Here is an 18,734-nt window from a genome sequence, read left to right on the forward strand (position 1 = left end):
TACCGACTTCATTTAAAGAAATTTTAGCTGGAAGTGAGTCCAATCCGTCACACATCACTGTTTGATTTAGTTGATTAACCTTAAGCCGATAGGCTTTCCAAGGTTTGATCAGGGTGCGAAACTTGAGTAATATATTGGATAAAAGTCAGTTGATAGGCTTACTAGAAGCACTATCTTTTTGACCATTACTGACCTTTCTATAATTAATTATACTCTGACCATTACTGACTTTCAAGTGATAAATGAGATTTAGTAAAAAATAGTTGTAGGTATAGGAAAAAAATGGTAATCTGTAATGGAAGAAAGGGTAGTATGATAAGCTTGGAACATGTTGGTGCAGCGATCGAATGTTCATGAAGCGCTCTCATAATGCTCATTTCTACCATACTATCTACTATTAAAGGAGAATTCATAATGGAAAAAAGAGAATACAACGTAACTGCAGAAACAGGGATTCACGCTAGACCAGCAACTTTACTGGTTCAGACAGCGAGCAAATACAACTCAGATATCACTTTAGAATATAAAGGAAAATCTGTTAATCTGAAATCAATCATGGGCGTTATGTCTCTAGGTGTTGGTAAAGGTGCTGACGTTTCTATTACTGCTGAAGGTGCAGACGAAAAAGAAGCGATCGAAGGAATCGATCAGACAATCAAGAATGAGGGAATGGCTGAATAATGACCTCACAAGTATCTGGAATTGCAGCGAGCGATGGAATTGCTCAAGCTAAAGCCTACTTACTTATCGAGCCTGATTTAACTGTTGAAAAAACAAGTGTTACTGACACGGGTGCCGAAAAAGACCGTCTGACTAAAGCAATCGATGAGTCTAAAGAGCAGCTGGGCAAGATCCGCAGCATAGCCGCTGAATCTTTAGGTGAAGAAGAAGCACAAGTCTTTGATGCTCATGTCATGGTATTGTCTGATCCTGATCTGATTGATCAGACACATGCTGTAATCGATAACGACAAAGTCAATGCAGATTTTGCTTTCAAACAAGTGACGGATACATTCATCGCTATGTTCGAAGGCATGGAAGACAATGCTTATATGCAGGAACGTGCAGCTGATATCAAAGATGTTAGAAAACGAGTACTAGCTCGTTTGCTGAACGTGACTCTGCCTTCTCCAGCTACTATAGATGAAGAAGTCATAATCATTGCTGAAGATCTTACACCTAGTGATACTGCCCAGTTAAATAAGAAGTATGTAAAAGCCTTTGTAACTGATATCGGAGGTAGAACTTCTCACTCAGCAATCATGGCCCGTTCTCTTGAGATTCCTGCCATTGTGGGAACAAAGAACATTACAGAACTCGTTAAAGAAGAGGATTATTTAATTGTTGACGGAATGGAAGGAGAAGTAATCATCAACCCTTCCGAGGAAATTATATCTTCTTTCAATAAAAAAGCTGAAGAGTTTGCTCAGCTGAAAGCAGAATGGGATCGTCTTAAAGACGAGCCTAGCCTGACCAAAGATGGAAAGCACGTAGAGTTGGCTGCCAATATCGGGACACCTAAAGATCTTGAAGGGGTAATCAATAATGGTGGGGAAGCGATTGGACTTTATCGTACCGAATTCCTTTATATGGATTCTGCTGAACTACCATCTGAAGATGAGCAGTTTGATGCCTACAAAAAAGTTCTCGAAGGCATGGGAGACAAACCGGTAGTTGTCAGAACAATGGATATCGGCGGAGATAAAGAATTGCCGTATCTTGAATTGCCTGTAGAAATGAACCCGTTCCTAGGTTACCGCGCGATTCGTGTCAGCCTGGACCAGGATAGTGTGTTCCGTACGCAATTGAGAGCCTTATTAAGAGCTTCAGTTCACGGCACACTTCGCATCATGTTCCCTATGATTGCGACTTTACCTGAGTTTAGAGCTGCGAAAGCCATTTTGGAAGAAGAAAAAGCTAAATTGATTGAAGAAGGTACTGAGGTATCTGATTCGATTGAAGTGGGAATCATGATCGAAATTCCGGCAGCAGCAGTGCTGGCTGATCAGTTTGCTAAAGAAGTAGACTTTTTCAGTATCGGAACGAACGACCTGATCCAATACACTATGGCAGCAGACCGCATGAATGAACGCGTCTCTTATTTATACCAGCCATATAATCCATCGATCCTTCGCCTAATCAAAGGTGTAATCGATGCTGCGCACAGTGAAGGCAAATGGGCCGGAATGTGTGGAGAAATGGCAGGAGATCAGATCGCTGTACCACTACTTGTGGGACTAGGACTGGATGAGTTTTCAATGAGTGCGACGAGTATTCTGAAAACTAGAAGCCTATTGAGAAAGCTTGATACAGCTGAAATGAAAGAACTAGCTGATAAAGCTCTGACAGAATGCACCACTTCTGAAGAAGTGATGGCATTGGTCGATCAATACGTATCATAATCGATAAACAGACTGGGTCTTAACCTGACCCAGTCTGTTTTGCTATACATAAAAAGGAGGCTACTTGATGAAAAAGATAGGGTTTATCGGTACAGGAGTCATGGGACAGTCGATCGTGAAACATTTACTTAATGCAGGGTATGAGGTCGCCGTCTACAATCGTACAAAATCAAAAACTGAGGATCTAATCAGACTTGGAGCAAGCTGGAAGGATACACCAGCCGAGGTGGCGCGTGAGTCAGAGCTGATTTTTACTATGGTAGGGTACCCTCGTGATGTAGAAGAGGTCTATTATGGGAATGATGGAATCTTTCAGACGGATTTCAGCAACAGAATGGCAGTCGATTTGACAACCAGTACGCCTTCTTTAGCAGAAAAAATATACAGCACTGCTGTGAAGGCTGGTGGGCAGGCGCTGGATGCTCCGGTGTCCGGCGGAGACCTGGGCGCAAGGAATGGCACGCTGACCATCATGATTGGTGGGGAGTCAGAAGTGTTTGAGTCTTGCAGGCCAGTTCTTGAACTCTTTTCGAAATCACTTGAACATCATGGACCGGCGGGTAGCGGTCAGCATACCAAAATGGCTAATCAGATTATGGTTGCAGGCACGATGACTGGGATGGCTGAAATGCTGGTCTATGCAGAAAAAGCCGAACTTGATTTGGATAAGGTAGTTAAAACTCTTAGTGGGGGCGCGGCAGCCAACTGGTCACTTGAGAACTATGCGCCAAGAATTATTAAGGAAGACTATACCCCAGGCTTTTTCGTCAAGCATTTTATCAAAGACCTCAATATTGCACTTCAGGAAGCTGATAAAATGAAGCTTAAGTTACCAGCCACAGCTAGAGCAAAAGCTTTATACGATCAGCTTGCAGAAAAAGGACATGAAGATGATGGTACCCAGGCGCTGATCAGGCTCTGGTGGGGCTAGACTGAGATAGATTGGCTTCATCGTTTGATAAGTGCAAAAAGAGGAGTCGCCTTGATTATAACTTCAGGGTGACTCCTCTTTTGTGTAGTGTCATGTGTAGCAAGCGTATGGCTTGCTAGTGCTGTTGAAAATCTGCAGGTTTTTCGAAACAGGACGTGTTCCAGTAGTCCAGCTTATTTATTTTCCATATACTCTGCAATACGGTCCATAGCTGTTTGGATATTGTCAAGACTAGCTGCATAACTTAGTCTGACATACCCTTCTCCTGCATCCCCGAATGCACTTCCTGGAATAATCGCTACTTTAGTTTCCTTCGCCAGATCGTAGCAGAAGTCATAACTGTTCTGTTTAAGTCTTTCCGGAACTTTAGCAAATACATAAAAGGCTCCAGTAGGTTCAGCAATTTCAAAACCGAGAGCAGACAGTTTTTCTACAACAACATCGCGGCGTTTAAGGTACTGATCTCTCATAGGCAGCGCATCATCTTTCCCTACGGTAAGGGCTTCTATGCCGGCAAACTGAGTGATGCTTGATGCACTGGTAACCAAAGACTGATGGGTTTTTACTATCTGTTCAGCCAGGTACTCAGGTGCAAAAATAAGTCCCAGTCTCCACCCTGTCATAGCGTGAGATTTTGACAGGCCGTTGATTACGATCGTCTGCTGACGCAAATGTTCTCCCAATGAAACAAAGGGCGCATTATAGACGATTTCACTATAAATTTCATCACTGATGGCAATGACTTCAGGGAAGCGACTGAATAAGTCGGCGAGCTTCATTACTGTCTCTTTATCCCAAGTGGTCCCGGTAGGGTTATTGGGGTAGTTGAAAATAACAGCTTTCAGTGAATCTCTATGTTCTTCCATGGTTTTTTCTAATATATCAGGATCGATAATAAATCCGGTGTCAGATGTGTCGATGAATATAGGTTCCGCTTTAGCGTATCTGACCAGAGATTCATAAAGAGTGAAAAACGGAGATGGAATAATTACCTTGTCCCCTGGGTTAAGGAGAGTCAGAAGGCTGGCAGCGAGTGCCTCTGTTGCACCAACTGTTGCGATGATCTCTGAGTCTGGGTTATAATCCAGACGATACTTTTCATTAACAAAAGCTGCTGCGGCTTCGCGCAGGAGATGGTATCCAGCAGTTTGCGTGTAAAAAGAGAAATCTTCATCGATTGCCCGCTTCGCTGCTTCCTTTACATGTGAAGGGGTAGGGAAGTCAGGTTGCCCCAGGGTCAGTCGAATCAGTTCGCCGAATTCAGAGACTTGTTCATCGAACTGTCTGATCTGTGATATTTCAGCTTTTAATACTTCCTGATTGAAAAGTGAATTGGTCATAATTATCATCCTTTTTTTTACTTATTAGTTTATCATACAGTTTTAATAAACAGAATTGAAGAGAGATTTTTAAATAGTTGAGGGAGGACTTCGGAGAATTTAGTAAAACCTGAGACAATTACTGTAATTTACAACAAATTCTGGTAAAATAGATGAGTGAAGAAGAATAGAAGTAGGAAGGGGAAAGTCTATGAAACCATCCCAACTGATACCAATTATCCGTCGCTTGGATGCGATGCGTGAAGATCAGTCTGACGAGGTGCAGGTAAGACGTTTCGAAAGAGACGGCAAGGAGCAGTGTATCGTTAGATATGACAGCAAATCCAACATGTTCGAGCTTGAAGACCGTACAAGCCAGCAGACCTATGAGTTTGACAATATTGACTATGTTGCTGTCGAAATACTTGAACTTGTTCAACCTGCAACATCTACAGAAGATTAAGAAGTGCACAAAAGGAAGTGCTTTGTGTGCTTCCTTTTTTTTAGATAGAACCCCTATGTAAAAAAATACAGTTCAGAATAGGAGGAAGTGGATGCTTAAAAGTTTTAAACCAACGTGGATGGTCGAGTCGATATATCAGATCACTCCTGAACAGCTGAAAAATGCTGGGATCAAGGCAGTTCTGACCGATCTGGACAATACGCTCATTGCCTGGAACAATCCCGAGGCAACCGAAGAGACGATTGAATGGATCAAACTGATGAAGGAAAATGATATCGAAGTTATCATCCTTTCAAATAACACACGAAAAAGAGTAGGAAAAGTAGCTTGTATTCTTGATCTTGAATTCGTTCCGAATGCCTTGAAACCTTTTCAGCGAGGGTTCAAAAAAGCTCTTGAGGAATTTGACCTTGATAAAAGCGAAGTAATGATGGTAGGAGATCAAATCATTACGGATATAAAAGGAGCCAATCATGCAGGAATCAGAAGTGTTCTCGTTAAACCTATTCTGGACTCCGATGCCTGGAATACCCGACTGAACCGGTTCGTTGAATTGAAAATCATGAATTATCTGATTGAGAAAGACCCGGATATGAAATGGAGAGGAAGTTTACATGACAGAAACAGAACAAACTGACACGCTATATTGTATTGGCTGCGGTGCAGTGCTTCAGGATAAAGACGAATCGAAATCCGGTTATGCACCGACTAAGACACTCGAAAAAGCAGCCGAAGATGAAGCAGTCTATTGTAAGCGATGTTTTCGACTGAGACATTACAACGAGGTTCAGGATGTAGAACTGACAGACGATGATTTCCTTAATATGCTTCATGAATTAAGTCAGAAAGATGCGCTCATCGTCAACCTGGTGGACATTTTTGACTTTAATGGAAGCATTATATCAGGCATACAGAGATTTGCAGGACAAAACCCTCTGATGATCGTAGGGAATAAAGTCGATCTCCTGCCGAAGTCTTTAAAGCAGTCTAAAATGAGACAGTGGATAACTGAACAGGCCCACCTGGTCGGAATCAGACCGGATAGCGTCCATCTGATCAGCGCACTCAGCAAAGATCATGTAATGGACCTTATGGAACAAATCGAAAAAGCAAGAAAAGGGGAAGACGTCTATATTGTAGGAACGACCAATGTCGGTAAGTCCACTTTAGTAAATCAGATCATCAATCTGGCAACAGATGAATCCGATGTCGTAACGACCTCATATTTCCCTGGTACTACACTCGGTAAAATTGAAATTCCTCTCGATGACGAACGGATGCTGGTCGATACCCCTGGAGTCATTCAGCCAGGTCAGCTGTCTTATTATCTATCAGCGAAAGACATCAAGGAAATCACCCCGAGAAAAGAAATCAAGCCGAAAAGTTATCAGCTGAATGAAGAGCAGACACTTTTCATTGCCGGTCTGGCACGCTTTGATTACATCTCCGGAAATGATAAGCAGTCATTCGTCAGCTATTTTGCTAATGACTTGTATATACACAGAACGAAAACCGAGAAGGCTGATGACCTCTACTCCAGTCAGAAAGGGGAACTGCTTACTCCACCTTCTGAGGACAGTGAAATTGCCAGTATGAAGCGATATGAGTTTGTGACCTCGGGTCCCTCTGATATCGTATTCTCCGGGTTAGGATGGATTTCAATCGATCAAGCAGATACTAAAATTGCCGCATGGGCCCCTCAGGGTGTAGATGTACTGATCAGAAAGCAATTAATTTAGAAAGAAGGACAATGATGAAATTAACAGGCAAGCAGAAGCGTTTCTTAAGAGCAGAAGCGCACGATATGTCACCCCTTTTCCAGATTGGAAAAAACGGGCTGACTGTTGAAATGATAAGAGAATTTGAAGACTCTCTTGAAAATAAAGAACTGATGAAAGTCCAGCTGCTGCAGAATACTGACTGGACCACCAAAGAGGCAAAAGAGCTTATCGAAGAAGAGTCGGATATAACCGTCGTTCAGACGATAGGAAAAGTTCTGGTGCTATATAAACAGGCGGAAGAAGAAAAATATCAGCACTACTCTTCCAGACTACCAAGATAAAATTAAAGGCAGGTGTAAGCAAGTGAGTCAAAACGTTTCCAGTACCATTGAACCCGAAGTGCTCACTGAACTTTTACAGTCGATTCCTGATAAAAAAATCGGCATCCTTGGAGGAAGTTTCAACCCACCTCATCTAGGTCATCTTATCATAGCAGAGCATGTAAGAGATCAGCTTGACCTGGATACTATTCTGTTTATACCATCGTATGAGCCGCCTCACAAGCAGTCGAAGCAGACAATCGATCATGTGCACAGAGTTAATATGCTTGAACAATCACTTTCAGATAATGAGCAGTTTAAGATCGATCTAAGTGAAATAGAGAGGAAAGGCAAAAGTTACACATACGATACGATAAGAATACTTAAGGAGAAGCATCCTGATACAGAATTCTACTTTATCATAGGAGCGGATATGGTCGAGGATCTGCCGAACTGGTATAAAGTAGATGAACTTATTCAGCTCGTTCAGTTTGTAGCTGTCAACCGGCCCAATTATAAGACCGGTACCCCTTATCCAGTGATTATGGTAGACGTGCCTGATGTGGATATCAGCTCGAGTATGATCCGCCAGAAGGTAAGAGACGGCTGTTCGATCAGGTATCTAGTCACGGCTGAAACCGAGAAGTACATCGAAAGTGAAGGACTATATAAGAATGAAAAATAACAAACCGATATATTCTCAAAACTATTGCGATCTGTCTAGGCCTGAACTTGTTGAGCTTATGGAAAAGACGCTGAGTAAAAGACGGTTCAAGCACGTTTTGAGAGTTGAAAAAACAGCTTTGAAACTAGCTGAGGCTTATAATGCTGACAAGGAGAAAGTCAGTATAGCTGCACTGGCTCATGACTATGCAAAAGAAAAACCGGATGAAGAGATGCGTGATCTGATCATTAGTGAAAACCTGGACCTGGAAATGCTTCAGTTCGGAAGCAACATCTGGCATGGGCCTGTGGGAGCAGTTCTGATGAAAAACGAGTATCACTTAGATGATGAAGAGATACAGGATGCAATAAAATACCATACCATCGGTTCGCCCCGAATGGATATCGTGGCGCAGATCATTTACATTGCAGATTTCATCGAACCTAACCGGTCGTTCAATGGTGTGGAGGATGCTCGTCAGCTTGCAAAGACCGATCTTGAATCGACTATAGCTTACATTTCCAGACACACATTAAAAAATCTGATAAAACGTAAGGCAAAAATATATCCCAAGGCAATCGAGACATACAATGTCTGGGGCGTTAAAAACAAGGAGGAGCAAGATGACCCGTTCGTCTATTGAACTTTTAGAATATGTAGTTAAAGCAGCTGATGATAAAATGGCTCAGGAAATACTGGCATTGGATATGAAAGAGGTATCACTTCTAGCAGACTATTTTGTAATTATGCACGCCAACAATAACCGTCAGCTTGATGCAATTGCCCAGAGTATACTGGAGGCAGCTGAGAAGAATCAGCAGCCAGTTAAGAGAGTGGAAGGTAAGAACCAGGGTAAATGGATCCTGATCGATCTCGGAGATGTTATCATTCATTTATTCAATGAGGAAGAACGAGAGTTCTACAAACTGGAAAGACTTTGGTCTGATGCTGAGCAGGTCGACGTCAGCGGCTGGCTGAGCTAATGAGCTACAACTGGTTTGCTAAAGTATACGATCAGCTCATGGACGATAGTCTGTATGGCAAGTGGCTGGAGTATACTAAAAAACATGTATCAGAGAATCGGACAATGCTTGAGCTGGGCTGTGGAACAGGAATCCTGGGTATTATGCTCAAAGAGTCGGGTTATGACCTGACAGGTCTTGATCTGTCTGAAGAGATGCTAAGCCTGGCTTACGACAGGCAGACTGAAAGCAAAGTCTTTTTCCCTCTTCTTCAAAGGGACATGAAAGAACTCTCAGAGCTCCCTCATTATGATAGTGTCATCTGCTACAGTGATGCACTGTGTTATATGGAAGATGAAGCATCTCTCGCTAAGGTTTTTAAAGAAGTCTACTCGGTGCTTTCTGATGAAGGGGTCTTTCTATTCGATGTACATTCTCTTCATAAAATGGAGCTCTTTCAGGAATTTTCCTTCCATGCAGAAGTTGATGATATCGTCTTTTTATGGGACAGTTACGAAGGGGAGCATGAAGGGTCAGTCGATCATCATTTGACATTTTTTGTAGAAACAGATGAAGGCCGATATGAGCGATTTGAAGAAGTCCATTCAGAACGTACCTATCCTGTTGAAGTATATATACAGCTGCTGAAGAAAGCAGGATTTAGAACAGTCGACGTGACAGCTGATTTTACTGATACGGTCGAATCAGATAGTGAACGATGGTTTTTCGAAGTCAGAAAGTAAGGTGACAGGATGAGAGTGTGTGGGATCGTTGCTGAATATAATCCGTTTCATAATGGACACCAGTATCATCTTGAAGAGACTAGAAAAAAATTAAAAGCTGATATTATTATTGTTGTAATGAGTGGTAATTTCCTTCAGAGAGGGGAACCGGCAATCGTTGACAAATGGTCAAGAGCCCGAGCTGCACTGATGAATGGAGCAGATATCGTTGTGGAACTGCCGACTGACTTTAGTGTTCAGCCGGCTAATTTTTTTGCTGAAGGGGCTGTATCCGTCCTTAACGGTCTGGGTTGTGATCTGATCAGTTTTGGAAGTGAGAGTGGGAATAGTCAGGCTTTCGGAGAAGCTGCGTACCTGTATCTAGAAAATGAGGCTGAACTGGACGACTTGTTCAGACAGGCGCATCAGCAGAAACAGACATATGCCCAGAATTTCAGTGATGTGATCAACACTTATTTCAGTCAGTTTCCACTTGATCTCACTCAACCAAACAACATGCTTGGTTTTGCGTATGCTAAAGAAATAAGAAGGAATGGATACGACATGTCCATCCAAACTGTTCCCAGAAAAAACAGCCACTATCATGATGATGAACTTGACAGTTCATTCAGTATAGCCAGTGCAACAGCTATTAGAAGAACTCTGCTTGAGAAGCGAGAAGCCTTTACGGCTGTCGAAACATTTGTACCGGCCGAAATGTATGATGTGCTGAAAAATCACCCACTTATATCATGGGAAAATCTGTTTCGTCTGCTTGACTACAGATTATCAGCGATAAGCACTGAAGACCTTAGTCAGATCTATCTGATGGAGAAGGGACTGGAGTACCGCTTGAAAGAGAAAATCAGCGATGCAGTATCAATGAAGGAGTTTATCGAATCTGTTAAGACTAGGCAGTTGACCTGGGTGTCCCTGCAGCGTATCTGCTGTCATATATTATTGAACAATACTAAACAGGCCATGGACATGGCAGAAAAGAGAATTGAAGCTGTCCGTCTTCTTGGATTTACGGAAGCAGGTCGAGGTTATATAGGCAGGCACAAAAAAGAATGGTCGATCAAATTGGTTTCCAATCTCAATAAAAGTACAGCGCCCAATTTTGAGCAGGATATCAAGGCGGGACATATTTATCGTCTGGCTGATAAAGAGCAGATACTTCACCAAGATTTTTATACGAAACCTTTTAATTTTATTGACAATAATGGACTAAAATAGTATAATTGTTTTTGTTGTCCAAGTACAAGGTCTACCCTCTAGGTTCTCAGCATTGACTGCTTTTTATCCTAGCAGAACTAACCGACAAACACTGAGGTGAAGTCATTGAAAACTAAATGGGCATTAAACGAATTAAAAAGATATCAGGACCAGCCATTAAAACTGGATGGGATAGTCGATTTCTCAGAATCACTGAAAAATAGAGATAATGAAATCCTTTATGCTGAGCCAATACAGATTAGAGGGACACTGGAAAATGAAAAAAATGAAGTTTATTATGTGGATCTCGTACTCGATACGGTTCTCACAATGCCTTCGTCACGTTCACTGGAACCCGTCAAGGTTCAGTTGACTATCCCATTTTCTGAAATTTATCTGCCGGCACTATCATCTGTATCACTGGAATCATTTACAGAGGATGAACTGGTCGAGGAATTATCTGAAGACATTCTTGATTTGCAGAAACCGATCGAAGATACTATTTTAACTAATAAACCTACTCAGGTTTTTACTGTGGACGAGCGTCAATCTGGCATGATGCCCAGTGGAAAAGACTGGCATGTTATTGATGAGGAAGACCATAACGATCATCCAGGATTGGCTGATGATGGTGAGGGTGATCCCCGATTTGCCGCATTGAAAGATCTGTTCAAAGAGGACAATGAGTAGTATTTGAATCAGGAATCGAATCCTTTTAAGGAGGTGTGTTGGAAAATGGCAGTACCTAAAAGAAGAACATCTACTAGCAGAAAAGCAAAAAGACGTACTCATATCAAATTGGACCTTCCAAACATGAGTGATTGTCCAAACTGTGGTGAAGTGAAGCGTAACCACCATGTATGCCCATCTTGCGGATTTTACGCAGGTAAAGAGGTAGTAAGCAAAGAAAGTTAATCGTGGCATACACGATCGACTCAATATAGAGTTTAGGAAAAAGCGTTTATGGGTTAACTCATGAACGCTTTTTCTGATAGTTAATCGTATGAATGGATAGGAAGTGGACATCATTGATGGTTCAGTCGATTTGATTATAATTATATTTTATATTTTGCCAATTATTATCCTGCTGTTTTCAAAAAAGATAAACCGCCAGTTCAGGTTGGTAAATATTCCCGTAAAAGTAGTGGACCTGCTAATCCCTTACATGCTGATTTTATTATTTTTTTTAGGGAAGCTTTACTTTGAAATCAATTTCATTCCGTACATTATTATTGTTCTGTCTCTAACGGGGATTATCATCGCCACATTCAGAACGTTCGTTAAAGAAGAACTGAACATTTACTTTTTCTTCAGGATCTGGTGGAGATATGTGTTCCTGATTCTTCTTACTGGGTATCTTGCAATAGGCATCTTCATTACTTATCTGGCCATTATTTAAGTATCAACTTAGAGAATAGCTCAAAGCATCCGAGAGTATGACGGCAGTCATATTTTCCGGATGCTTTTTTTTTGCCAGTTTTATTTTACAATTGTGTTTTATTTGTATAATGATGTGGTAGAAAGTGGGGCATTGTGGTAGACTTAGCCTTATAAGTGGGGAGAGGGGGCAGTGAAATGTTATTAGGCGAATATAAGCATAATATTGATGCAAAAGGTCGGCTGATCATCCCATCCAAGTTCCGTGAGGATCTGGGGGAGCGTTTCATTGTGACCCGTGGCCTGGATGGCTGCCTTTTTGGCTATCCCATGCAGGAATGGACCTTGCTGGAAAATAAATTAAAGCAACTTCCCCTGGCAAAGAAAGAATCAAGAACCTTCACACGGTTTCTTTATTCAGCTGCAACTGAATGTTCACTGGATAAGCAAGGACGTATCAACCTTCCGAGTCCGCTGATCAATCATGCAGTACTGGAAAAGACCTGCTATATCATTGGTGTATCAGAAAGGATTGAAATCTGGAGTGAAGAGAAGTGGGAAGCATTTTCTCAAGATGTTGACCAGTCTTTTGAAGAAATAGCGGAAGAAATGATCGACTTTGGCTTTTAGTAACGGAGGATATACATGACACTATTTGAACATGAAACAGTTTTACTTAATGAAACCGTCGAGGGTCTGAATATACGTCCAGACGGCGTCTACGTTGACTGTACACTAGGCGGAGCCGGACACTCGTCGCTTATACTTCAGAAACTTGATGAGAGAGGGCATTTATACTCCTTTGATCAGGATATTATGGCAATTAATAATGCAGCAGAATTGTTAAAAGAAGAAGTGGATAAGGGAAAAATCACGTTTGTCCACACTAACTTCAGAAATATTGCATCAGCATTGAATGGACTTGGGGTCCAGAAAGTTGACGGTATCATGTATGACCTGGGTGTTTCGTCACCTCAACTGGACATCACTGAACGGGGATTCAGTTATCACAAAGATGCACGCCTTGATATGCGAATGGATCAGTCACAGGACTTAAGTGCTCATGATATTGTCAATAATTGGGAGTACAACGACTTAGTCAGAATATTTTTTAGATACGGGGAAGAAAAATTCTCTAAACAGATCGCAAGACTGATTGAATCTACAAGAAAAGACAGACCCATCAATACAACCCAGGAGCTGGTTGAGCTGATTAAAGAAGCGATTCCGGCGCCGGCAAGAAGAAAAGGCGGGCATCCTGCCAAACGAATCTTTCAGGCCCTCAGGATAGCTGTCAATGATGAACTGGGCGCACTTGAAGACTCGCTCGAAGCAGCAATCGATCTATTATATATTAACGGACGGATCAGCGTCATCACATTCCATTCGCTGGAAGATCGCATTGTCAAGCAGATGTTCAAGAGTTACTCCAAGCTACCGGACCTACCTAGAGGACTTCCGGTCATTCCTGATCACGAGCAGCCGGTACTTAAGCTGATCAACAGGAAGCCGATTATTCCTGGAGATGAGGAACTGGCTGAGAATAACCGGTCTCGAAGTGCAAAACTAAGAATCGCAGAAAAACAGAGAAACAGCTGAACAGATAAAACGGTATATTGAAGAAAGGAGTATTGATCACATGATGAATGATAACTTAGCAAGACAGTATGAAATGAACCAACAGCCCCTGCATCAGCCTGGCATCAATCAGGAACCGGAGAAGGTAAGAGAAGCCAGTCCGAAGACGAAAGGACTGACGCGGCTTGAATCTGCAGTCATCAGCTTTTTTGGTGTCATACTATTCGGTTTGGCAGTTGTACATATTGCATTATCTATACAGGTATCTACGATCAATCGTTCGATTCAGGATATCGAGTCTCAGGCAGTCGTTACTCAGATTGAAAACGAAAACTTTGAACAGAAAGTGCAGGAATTGTCCAGATATGACAGAGTTTATTCCATCGCCATAGAAAATGGACTGGAAATGAACGTAGAACAGATCAGGAATGTATTCAGATGAAACAGTTGAAAAAAAAGGTTAAAGAGACCAACCCTTTCCACAATAGAAAAACGATCGCAATATTTATGTATGTAATCTGTTTTGTTCTCTTTGCTTCGCTTTTTCTGAGATTTACCTGGATCATGGTCAGAGGAGAAGTAAACGGGGAAGATCTTCATCTTAATGTAGAAAAATTATATACTCGAAATAATGTGCTTCAGGCCCGCCGCGGGACAATATTCGACAGAAACGGTAATCCGATCGCAACAGATGCAACGACCTACAAGATGGTAGCTATTCTTACTGATGAATGGTCATCACCTAGCAGACCCCAGCATATTGAAGAACCTCGAGCTGTTGCAGAAATTATTGCTACTCATCTGTCACTGAATGAGGATGACATTTATGCCCGACTGACTCAAGACAGTATGCAGGTAGAGTTCGGAAATGCTGGAAGCAATCTGACTTTCGAAACTATGAGTGCGATTAGAGACGATCTGTCGGAAAATGAACTGACCGGTATAACATTTGATGAAAGCAGAAGCCGGCTTTATCCCAATGGCACATTTGCTTCAAATACAATCGGACTGGCTCAAGTGACAGATGAAAGTGATGATCAGCTTCATGGAGTCATGGGCCTGGAAAAACAGTATGATGACCATTTAAGTGGTGAAAATGGATGGATAAAATTTCAGGCTGATCGCTTTGGTTATGTAATTCCAGATCAGGAAATCGAAGAAGTGGATCCGATAAACGGCAAAGATCTTACACTTACAATAGACCGGCGTATGCAGAATTTTCTTGAAAGGATTGTTGAAGAAGTAGATCAGGAACACAAACCGGAATACATCACGGCTAATCTGATGAATGCTAAAACTGGAGAAATACTGGCTACATCTCAGCGTCCAACTTTTAATGCCACTACAAAAGAAGGAATCGATCAGTCCTGGCAGAATCTTTTGGTTGAATATACATTTGAGCCCGGATCAACTTTAAAAGCAATGACTCTGGCTGCTTCTATTCAGGAAGGTACCTTCAGACCATATGAATACTTCCGCTCGGGACAGATTCAGGCCGGCGGAGGAACGATCCGTGATGTCAGACGCGAAGGATGGGGAACAATTACCCATCTGGAAGGACTGGCTCGTTCCAGCAACGTATCATTCGTTCATCAGGTTGAAGAGATGGGGCATGATAAATGGAAGAGCTATCTGGATGCCTTCGGCTTCGGTACTGGAACAGGTATAAACTTGCCTAATGAGTCGAACGGAAGTAATCCATACGAGTGGCCATTACAGAAAATTAATACTGCTTTCGGTCAGGGGATTGCAGTGACTCCTGTTCAGATGCTGAGAGCCTTTTCTGCTCTTACTAACGGTGGGATAATGGTAGAACCTCACATTGTATCAGAACAGACAGAGGGCTCAGAAAAACAGCCGGTCATTTCTCCTGAAACAGCTGCTCAGACATTGGAGTACCTTAAAGAAACAGTTTACAGCGAGCATGGAACTGCTAGAGGGTACCAGATCGATGGTTTTGAAATAGCAGCTAAGACTGGAACTGCTCAGATTGCAGATCCGGAAACTGGCGGATATCTGAGCGGGCCAAATAATAATGTATTTTCAGTAGTCGGAATGGCGCCAGCTGATGATCCGGAATTGATTCTGTATGTGACTGTGCAGCAGCCTGAACTGAATACGATCTCTCACGGCAGTCAAGCTGTCCAGAAAATATTCAACCCGGTGATGAAGAGGGCACTTAAATACTATTCTGCCGGTGACGATATGCAAAGTGAAAATAGTTATGCAAATGACATGCCTGACTTTGTTGAAAAACCAGCTCAGGATGCCATAGCGTATCTGGAGGAAAATGGTGATGCGTACAGCCTGATCGGCTCTGGAGAACGAGTTGTTCAGCAGTTTCCAAGACAGGAGATGCAGGTAGATGAAACTCAACGAGTTTTGCTTCTGACAAATGGTGCAATGACCTTACCGGACCTTACCGGCTGGTCAAGAAATGATTTGTACAGACTGGCAGAACTCACCGGGATAGCACTCACGGTAGAAGGTGAAGGTTTTGTGACGTCACAGAACATGTCTGCCGGGTCATTTATTGAAACTGGAACTGAAATAGTGGTACAATTAGCTTCGAATCAAGAATGACATAGGAGTGGACAAGAAAAGTGGATAGTGTGTATTTGGTAATGACGTTGGTAGTCAGTGGATTGATAGCTGCTTCCCTGATGCCGACTGTAATTAGTTATTTCAAAAAAAAGCAGCTGGGTCAGACAACCAGAGAAGAAGGCCCTTCCTGGCATGAATCAAAGTCGGGCACACCGACAATGGGAGGTCTCTCGATTCTTATCTCTGTGGTTCTTTCCTCGTTAATTTTTTCATTCTTGGTGGGGGGGCAGTTCTGGCTGACAGCCTTACTTGTATTCATCTTTATCGTATTTGCATTGATCGGCTTTATAGATGATTATATTAAAGTCGTCATGAAAAGAAATCTTGGACTTACCAGTCTCCAGAAGCTTATCGCTCAAATTGCAGGTGCAGTTCTTTTCTATTTCGGGGTCAGCAGTCTGATTTCTATCCAGACGATCAGTTTACCTTTTAATGTAAGTCTATCGATTGGATGGCTGTATATTTTCTTCGTCTTGTTCTGGCTGGTCGGGTTTTCGAATGCGACTAATCTGACAGATGGAATTGATGGTCTGCTTGCAACGACAGGAATGATTGCATACGGAGCATATACTGTAATTGCTGTCTGGCAGGAACAGTGGGAAGTAGCCGTCTTTACTGCAGCGGTTGTCGGTGCGCTTATAGGATTCTTTATTTTTAATAAAAAACCGGCAAAAGTGTTTATGGGAGACGTCGGCTCACTCGCGTTAGGTGCAGGACTTGCAGGTGCATCCATCATTCTTGATCAGGAATGGACGCTGCTGCTCATAGGACTTGTATTTGTCATTGAAACAGCAAGTGTAATGCTGCAAGTTGGATCGTTTAAGCTAAGAGGAAAACGAATCTTTAAAATGAGTCCGATTCATCATCACTTTGAGATGAGCGGATGGGGCGAATGGAAAATAGTTATCATTTCTTCTATTATCACACTGATCACTAGTATACTGGCATTGATCAGTATATAAACAACCGGAACTGGTAGTAGTTATCTACTTCCAGTTTTTTTCATAGCTGATTATAAGAAAGATCGGAGACTGAATTTTAGTTTAAGGAGAATAGCCATGAGCAATCAAACGGAGTACAAAAATAAGAAGGTGCTGATTTTAGGGCTGGCTGTCAGCGGGTACAGTGCGGCAAAAGTTCTTAAAGAACTTGGGGCGGAAGTTACTGTCAATGATTACAAAGATATCGACAGCAGTGATGAAGCCAAGGAACTCAGATCATTAGGAATAACGGTGGTATCAGGAGGGCATCCGTTGTCTTTACTTGATCAGCCGATAGATCTGCTCGTAAAAAATCCAGGGATCCCTTATTCCAATATTTTACTGAAAGAAGCTGAGAAAAGAGACATTCCGATTATTACTGATGTGGAAGTAGCTTATACTATTTCACCATCTTCCTTAGTAGCGATTACAGGAACAAACGGAAAAACTACAACCACCAAGATGATCGAGTCCTTACTGGTAGCTGAACCAGGTGAAGGTCATATCTATTCTGTTGGAAATATCGGAACCCCTTCAACTACTGTCGCCTTGCATTCCAATCCTGAGGACACGCTTGTTATGGAAGTATCAAGTTTTCAGCTCATGGGAACTAAGACATTCCGTCCGAATATCGCTGTTATTACCAACATTCATTCTGCTCATCTGGATTATCATGGGTCCAGGGAAGAATATGTAGAAGCAAAGATGGCTATAACCAAAAATCAGAAAGCTGAAGATTATCTTATCTATAATCATGACCAGCTTGAACTGACAAATCTTGTGTTATCAGCTAGTGAAGCCCAGCTGATTCCTTTTTCCCGCAAGTCTCAATTAGAAAAAGGGGTCTATCTTGATGGTGGGGTCATTTGCTTCAATAATGAGAAAATCATGGACAGTTCCAGCATCGTCCTACCTGGTAAGCATAATCTGGAAAATGCACTGGCAACTATAGCTGTTGCAAAATTGCATAATGTCACTAATCAGACAATAGAGAAAGTATTCAGTCATTTCCATGGTGTGCCTCATCGTATGCAGTTTGTAGATGATATTCGTGAAAGACGGTTTTATAACGATTCTAAAGCGACGAATTCTCTAGCAACGATCAATGCTCTGGAAGGCTTCCAGCAAAAAGTCATCCTGCTTGCCGGCGGGCTGGACCGTGAAGATGATCTGGAAAATCTTATTCCTTCTTTTAGAAATCATGTCAAAGCATTGTTTACTTTTGGAGAAACAAAAAATAAATTGCTGGAAGTAGGAAAAAAAGCTGGTATAAGCGAACAGGCTGCTTTCGAGACATTGTCCGAGGCAGTATACAAAGCATTTGAAATCAGTGAAAAACACGATGTCATCTTACTGTCCCCATCATGTGCAAGCTGGGATGCTTATGCTAACTTTGAAGCAAGGGGCCAGGATTATATTGATACGATCAGAAACATAAAAATCAATGATGAAAAAGGGGAGTAAGCACTCAAGTGA

Annotated in this window: 22 protein-coding genes; 21 read left to right on the plus strand and 1 reads right to left on the minus strand. The window is 42.1% G+C overall.

Annotation, left to right across the window (positions count from 1 at the left end):
• Nucleotides 1–414 precede the first annotated feature (414 nt).
• The 3 genes from ACYQ2O_RS02440 to ACYQ2O_RS02450 all read left to right on the plus strand — a co-directional run bounded on the left by ACYQ2O_RS02440 (nucleotide 415) and on the right by ACYQ2O_RS02450 (nucleotide 3,333).
• The gene (locus tag ACYQ2O_RS02440) at nucleotides 415–681 is read left to right on the plus strand and encodes a phosphocarrier protein HPr (RefSeq protein WP_091482496.1); all 267 of its coding nucleotides are present in this window, start codon (nucleotides 415–417) and stop codon (nucleotides 679–681) included.
• Nucleotides 681–2,402 carry a phosphoenolpyruvate--protein phosphotransferase gene (ptsP, locus tag ACYQ2O_RS02445; protein WP_346025457.1) on the plus strand — a complete coding sequence of 574 codons (1,722 nt, stop codon included), beginning with the start codon at nucleotides 681–683 and terminating at the stop codon, nucleotides 2,400–2,402. Before ACYQ2O_RS02440 ends, ptsP begins: the two co-directional genes overlap by 1 nt.
• Before the next feature lie 67 nt (nucleotides 2,403–2,469).
• Nucleotides 2,470–3,333, plus strand: a complete 864-nt coding sequence (locus tag ACYQ2O_RS02450; RefSeq protein WP_346025458.1) for an NAD(P)-dependent oxidoreductase — start codon at nucleotides 2,470–2,472, stop codon at nucleotides 3,331–3,333.
• Between the two features lie 173 nt (nucleotides 3,334–3,506).
• Here the strand turns inward: ACYQ2O_RS02450 and ACYQ2O_RS02455 are convergent, their stop codons facing one another.
• Nucleotides 3,507–4,676, minus strand: coding sequence for an aminotransferase class I/II-fold pyridoxal phosphate-dependent enzyme (locus ACYQ2O_RS02455; RefSeq protein WP_428830633.1), 1,170 nt, complete (start codon nucleotides 4,674–4,676; stop codon nucleotides 3,507–3,509).
• Between the two features lie 187 nt (nucleotides 4,677–4,863).
• On the opposite strand from ACYQ2O_RS02455, the gene ACYQ2O_RS02460 reads away from it, so the two are divergent.
• The 18 genes from ACYQ2O_RS02460 (at nucleotide 4,864) to murD (ending at nucleotide 18,722) form a co-directional block, all read left to right on the plus strand.
• Nucleotides 4,864–5,115, plus strand: coding sequence for a YkuJ family protein (locus ACYQ2O_RS02460; RefSeq protein WP_091479027.1), 252 nt, complete (start codon nucleotides 4,864–4,866; stop codon nucleotides 5,113–5,115).
• Between the two features lie 91 nt (nucleotides 5,116–5,206).
• Nucleotides 5,207–5,752 carry a YqeG family HAD IIIA-type phosphatase gene (locus ACYQ2O_RS02465; protein WP_091479026.1) on the plus strand — a complete coding sequence of 182 codons (546 nt, stop codon included), beginning with the start codon at nucleotides 5,207–5,209 and terminating at the stop codon, nucleotides 5,750–5,752.
• Entirely contained in the window at nucleotides 5,730–6,854 is a 1,125-nt protein-coding gene (yqeH, locus tag ACYQ2O_RS02470; RefSeq protein WP_346025460.1) for a ribosome biogenesis GTPase YqeH, read from the plus strand. The genes ACYQ2O_RS02465 and yqeH overlap by 23 nt, the downstream gene beginning before the upstream one ends.
• Nucleotides 6,855–6,865: 11 nt before the next feature.
• Nucleotides 6,866–7,177, plus strand: coding sequence for a ribosome assembly RNA-binding protein YhbY (yhbY, locus tag ACYQ2O_RS02475; protein WP_091479023.1), 312 nt, complete (start codon nucleotides 6,866–6,868; stop codon nucleotides 7,175–7,177).
• 22 nt (nucleotides 7,178–7,199) lie between these two features.
• Nucleotides 7,200–7,841, plus strand: coding sequence for a nicotinate-nucleotide adenylyltransferase (locus tag ACYQ2O_RS02480; RefSeq protein ID WP_346025461.1), 642 nt, complete (start codon nucleotides 7,200–7,202; stop codon nucleotides 7,839–7,841).
• On the plus strand, nucleotides 7,831–8,463 hold the full coding sequence (gene yqeK / locus ACYQ2O_RS02485; protein ID WP_346025462.1) for a bis(5'-nucleosyl)-tetraphosphatase (symmetrical) YqeK: 633 nt from the start codon (nucleotides 7,831–7,833) through the stop codon (nucleotides 8,461–8,463). Before ACYQ2O_RS02480 ends, yqeK begins: the two co-directional genes overlap by 11 nt.
• Nucleotides 8,444–8,803 (plus strand): ribosome silencing factor, encoded by a 360-nt coding sequence (gene rsfS, locus ACYQ2O_RS02490; RefSeq protein ID WP_346025463.1) that lies wholly within the window; start codon nucleotides 8,444–8,446, stop codon nucleotides 8,801–8,803. Before yqeK ends, rsfS begins: the two co-directional genes overlap by 20 nt.
• Nucleotides 8,803–9,525: a class I SAM-dependent DNA methyltransferase gene (locus tag ACYQ2O_RS02495; protein ID WP_346025464.1), complete on the plus strand. Its 723-nt coding sequence runs from the start codon at nucleotides 8,803–8,805 to the stop codon at nucleotides 9,523–9,525. Before rsfS ends, ACYQ2O_RS02495 begins: the two co-directional genes overlap by 1 nt.
• A gap of 9 nt (nucleotides 9,526–9,534) precedes the next feature.
• The gene (locus ACYQ2O_RS02500; protein ID WP_346025465.1) at nucleotides 9,535–10,740 is read left to right on the plus strand and encodes a nucleotidyltransferase; all 1,206 of its coding nucleotides are present in this window, start codon (nucleotides 9,535–9,537) and stop codon (nucleotides 10,738–10,740) included.
• A gap of 105 nt (nucleotides 10,741–10,845) precedes the next feature.
• Nucleotides 10,846–11,409, plus strand: coding sequence for a DUF177 domain-containing protein (locus ACYQ2O_RS02505; protein WP_346025466.1), 564 nt, complete (start codon nucleotides 10,846–10,848; stop codon nucleotides 11,407–11,409).
• Nucleotides 11,410–11,454: 45 nt separating this feature from the next.
• Complete coding sequence (rpmF, locus tag ACYQ2O_RS02510; RefSeq protein ID WP_091264598.1) at nucleotides 11,455–11,634, plus strand: 50S ribosomal protein L32; 180 nt, start codon at nucleotides 11,455–11,457, stop codon at nucleotides 11,632–11,634.
• A gap of 103 nt (nucleotides 11,635–11,737) precedes the next feature.
• Nucleotides 11,738–12,118 carry a DUF3397 family protein gene (locus ACYQ2O_RS02515; RefSeq protein WP_346025467.1) on the plus strand — a complete coding sequence of 127 codons (381 nt, stop codon included), beginning with the start codon at nucleotides 11,738–11,740 and terminating at the stop codon, nucleotides 12,116–12,118.
• A gap of 176 nt (nucleotides 12,119–12,294) precedes the next feature.
• On the plus strand, nucleotides 12,295–12,726 hold the full coding sequence (gene mraZ, locus ACYQ2O_RS02520) for a division/cell wall cluster transcriptional repressor MraZ (RefSeq protein WP_346025468.1): 432 nt from the start codon (nucleotides 12,295–12,297) through the stop codon (nucleotides 12,724–12,726).
• 15 nt (nucleotides 12,727–12,741) lie between these two features.
• Nucleotides 12,742–13,695, plus strand: a complete 954-nt coding sequence (gene rsmH, locus ACYQ2O_RS02525; RefSeq protein ID WP_346025469.1) for a 16S rRNA (cytosine(1402)-N(4))-methyltransferase RsmH — start codon at nucleotides 12,742–12,744, stop codon at nucleotides 13,693–13,695.
• A gap of 40 nt (nucleotides 13,696–13,735) precedes the next feature.
• A complete protein-coding gene (ftsL, locus tag ACYQ2O_RS02530) occupies nucleotides 13,736–14,116 on the plus strand; it encodes a cell division protein FtsL (protein ID WP_346025470.1) in 381 nt (126 codons plus the stop codon).
• Nucleotides 14,113–16,257 (plus strand): penicillin-binding protein, encoded by a 2,145-nt coding sequence (locus ACYQ2O_RS02535; RefSeq protein WP_346025471.1) that lies wholly within the window; start codon nucleotides 14,113–14,115, stop codon nucleotides 16,255–16,257. The genes ftsL and ACYQ2O_RS02535 overlap by 4 nt, the downstream gene beginning before the upstream one ends.
• A 20-nt stretch (nucleotides 16,258–16,277) precedes the next feature.
• The gene (gene mraY / locus ACYQ2O_RS02540) at nucleotides 16,278–17,240 is read left to right on the plus strand and encodes a phospho-N-acetylmuramoyl-pentapeptide-transferase (RefSeq protein ID WP_459769271.1); all 963 of its coding nucleotides are present in this window, start codon (nucleotides 16,278–16,280) and stop codon (nucleotides 17,238–17,240) included.
• A 96-nt stretch (nucleotides 17,241–17,336) separates the two neighbouring features.
• The gene (gene murD, locus ACYQ2O_RS02545; protein ID WP_459769269.1) at nucleotides 17,337–18,722 is read left to right on the plus strand and encodes a UDP-N-acetylmuramoyl-L-alanine--D-glutamate ligase; all 1,386 of its coding nucleotides are present in this window, start codon (nucleotides 17,337–17,339) and stop codon (nucleotides 18,720–18,722) included.
• The last annotated feature ends 12 nt before the right edge of the window (nucleotides 18,723–18,734 follow it).

Source organism: Alkalibacterium sp. m-11, from assembly GCF_054658155.1.

Bases quoted from the DNA above. Each gene is read 5' to 3' on its own strand.
- ACYQ2O_RS02440 (WP_091482496.1), top strand. From the start codon at position 415: ATGGAAAAAAGAGAATACAACGTAACTGCAGAAACAGGGATTCACGCT.
- yhbY (WP_091479023.1), top strand. From the start codon at position 6,866: ATGATGAAATTAACAGGCAAGCAGAAGCGTTTCTTAAGAGCAGAAGCG.
- ftsL (WP_346025470.1), top strand. From the start codon at position 13,736: ATGATGAATGATAACTTAGCAAGACAGTATGAAATGAACCAACAGCCC.
- rsfS (WP_346025463.1), top strand. From the start codon at position 8,444: ATGACCCGTTCGTCTATTGAACTTTTAGAATATGTAGTTAAAGCAGCT.
- ACYQ2O_RS02450 (WP_346025458.1), top strand. From the start codon at position 2,470: ATGAAAAAGATAGGGTTTATCGGTACAGGAGTCATGGGACAGTCGATC.
- yqeK (WP_346025462.1), top strand. From the start codon at position 7,831: ATGAAAAATAACAAACCGATATATTCTCAAAACTATTGCGATCTGTCT.
- ACYQ2O_RS02465 (WP_091479026.1), top strand. From the start codon at position 5,207: ATGCTTAAAAGTTTTAAACCAACGTGGATGGTCGAGTCGATATATCAG.
- ptsP (WP_346025457.1), top strand. From the start codon at position 681: ATGACCTCACAAGTATCTGGAATTGCAGCGAGCGATGGAATTGCTCAA.
- mraZ (WP_346025468.1), top strand. From the start codon at position 12,295: ATGTTATTAGGCGAATATAAGCATAATATTGATGCAAAAGGTCGGCTG.
- ACYQ2O_RS02500 (WP_346025465.1), top strand. From the start codon at position 9,535: ATGAGAGTGTGTGGGATCGTTGCTGAATATAATCCGTTTCATAATGGA.
- yqeH (WP_346025460.1), top strand. From the start codon at position 5,730: ATGACAGAAACAGAACAAACTGACACGCTATATTGTATTGGCTGCGGT.
- rsmH (WP_346025469.1), top strand. From the start codon at position 12,742: ATGACACTATTTGAACATGAAACAGTTTTACTTAATGAAACCGTCGAG.
- ACYQ2O_RS02460 (WP_091479027.1), top strand. From the start codon at position 4,864: ATGAAACCATCCCAACTGATACCAATTATCCGTCGCTTGGATGCGATG.
- murD (WP_459769269.1), top strand. From the start codon at position 17,337: ATGAGCAATCAAACGGAGTACAAAAATAAGAAGGTGCTGATTTTAGGG.
- ACYQ2O_RS02535 (WP_346025471.1), top strand. From the start codon at position 14,113: ATGAAACAGTTGAAAAAAAAGGTTAAAGAGACCAACCCTTTCCACAAT.
- rpmF (WP_091264598.1), top strand. From the start codon at position 11,455: ATGGCAGTACCTAAAAGAAGAACATCTACTAGCAGAAAAGCAAAAAGA.
- ACYQ2O_RS02495 (WP_346025464.1), top strand. From the start codon at position 8,803: ATGAGCTACAACTGGTTTGCTAAAGTATACGATCAGCTCATGGACGAT.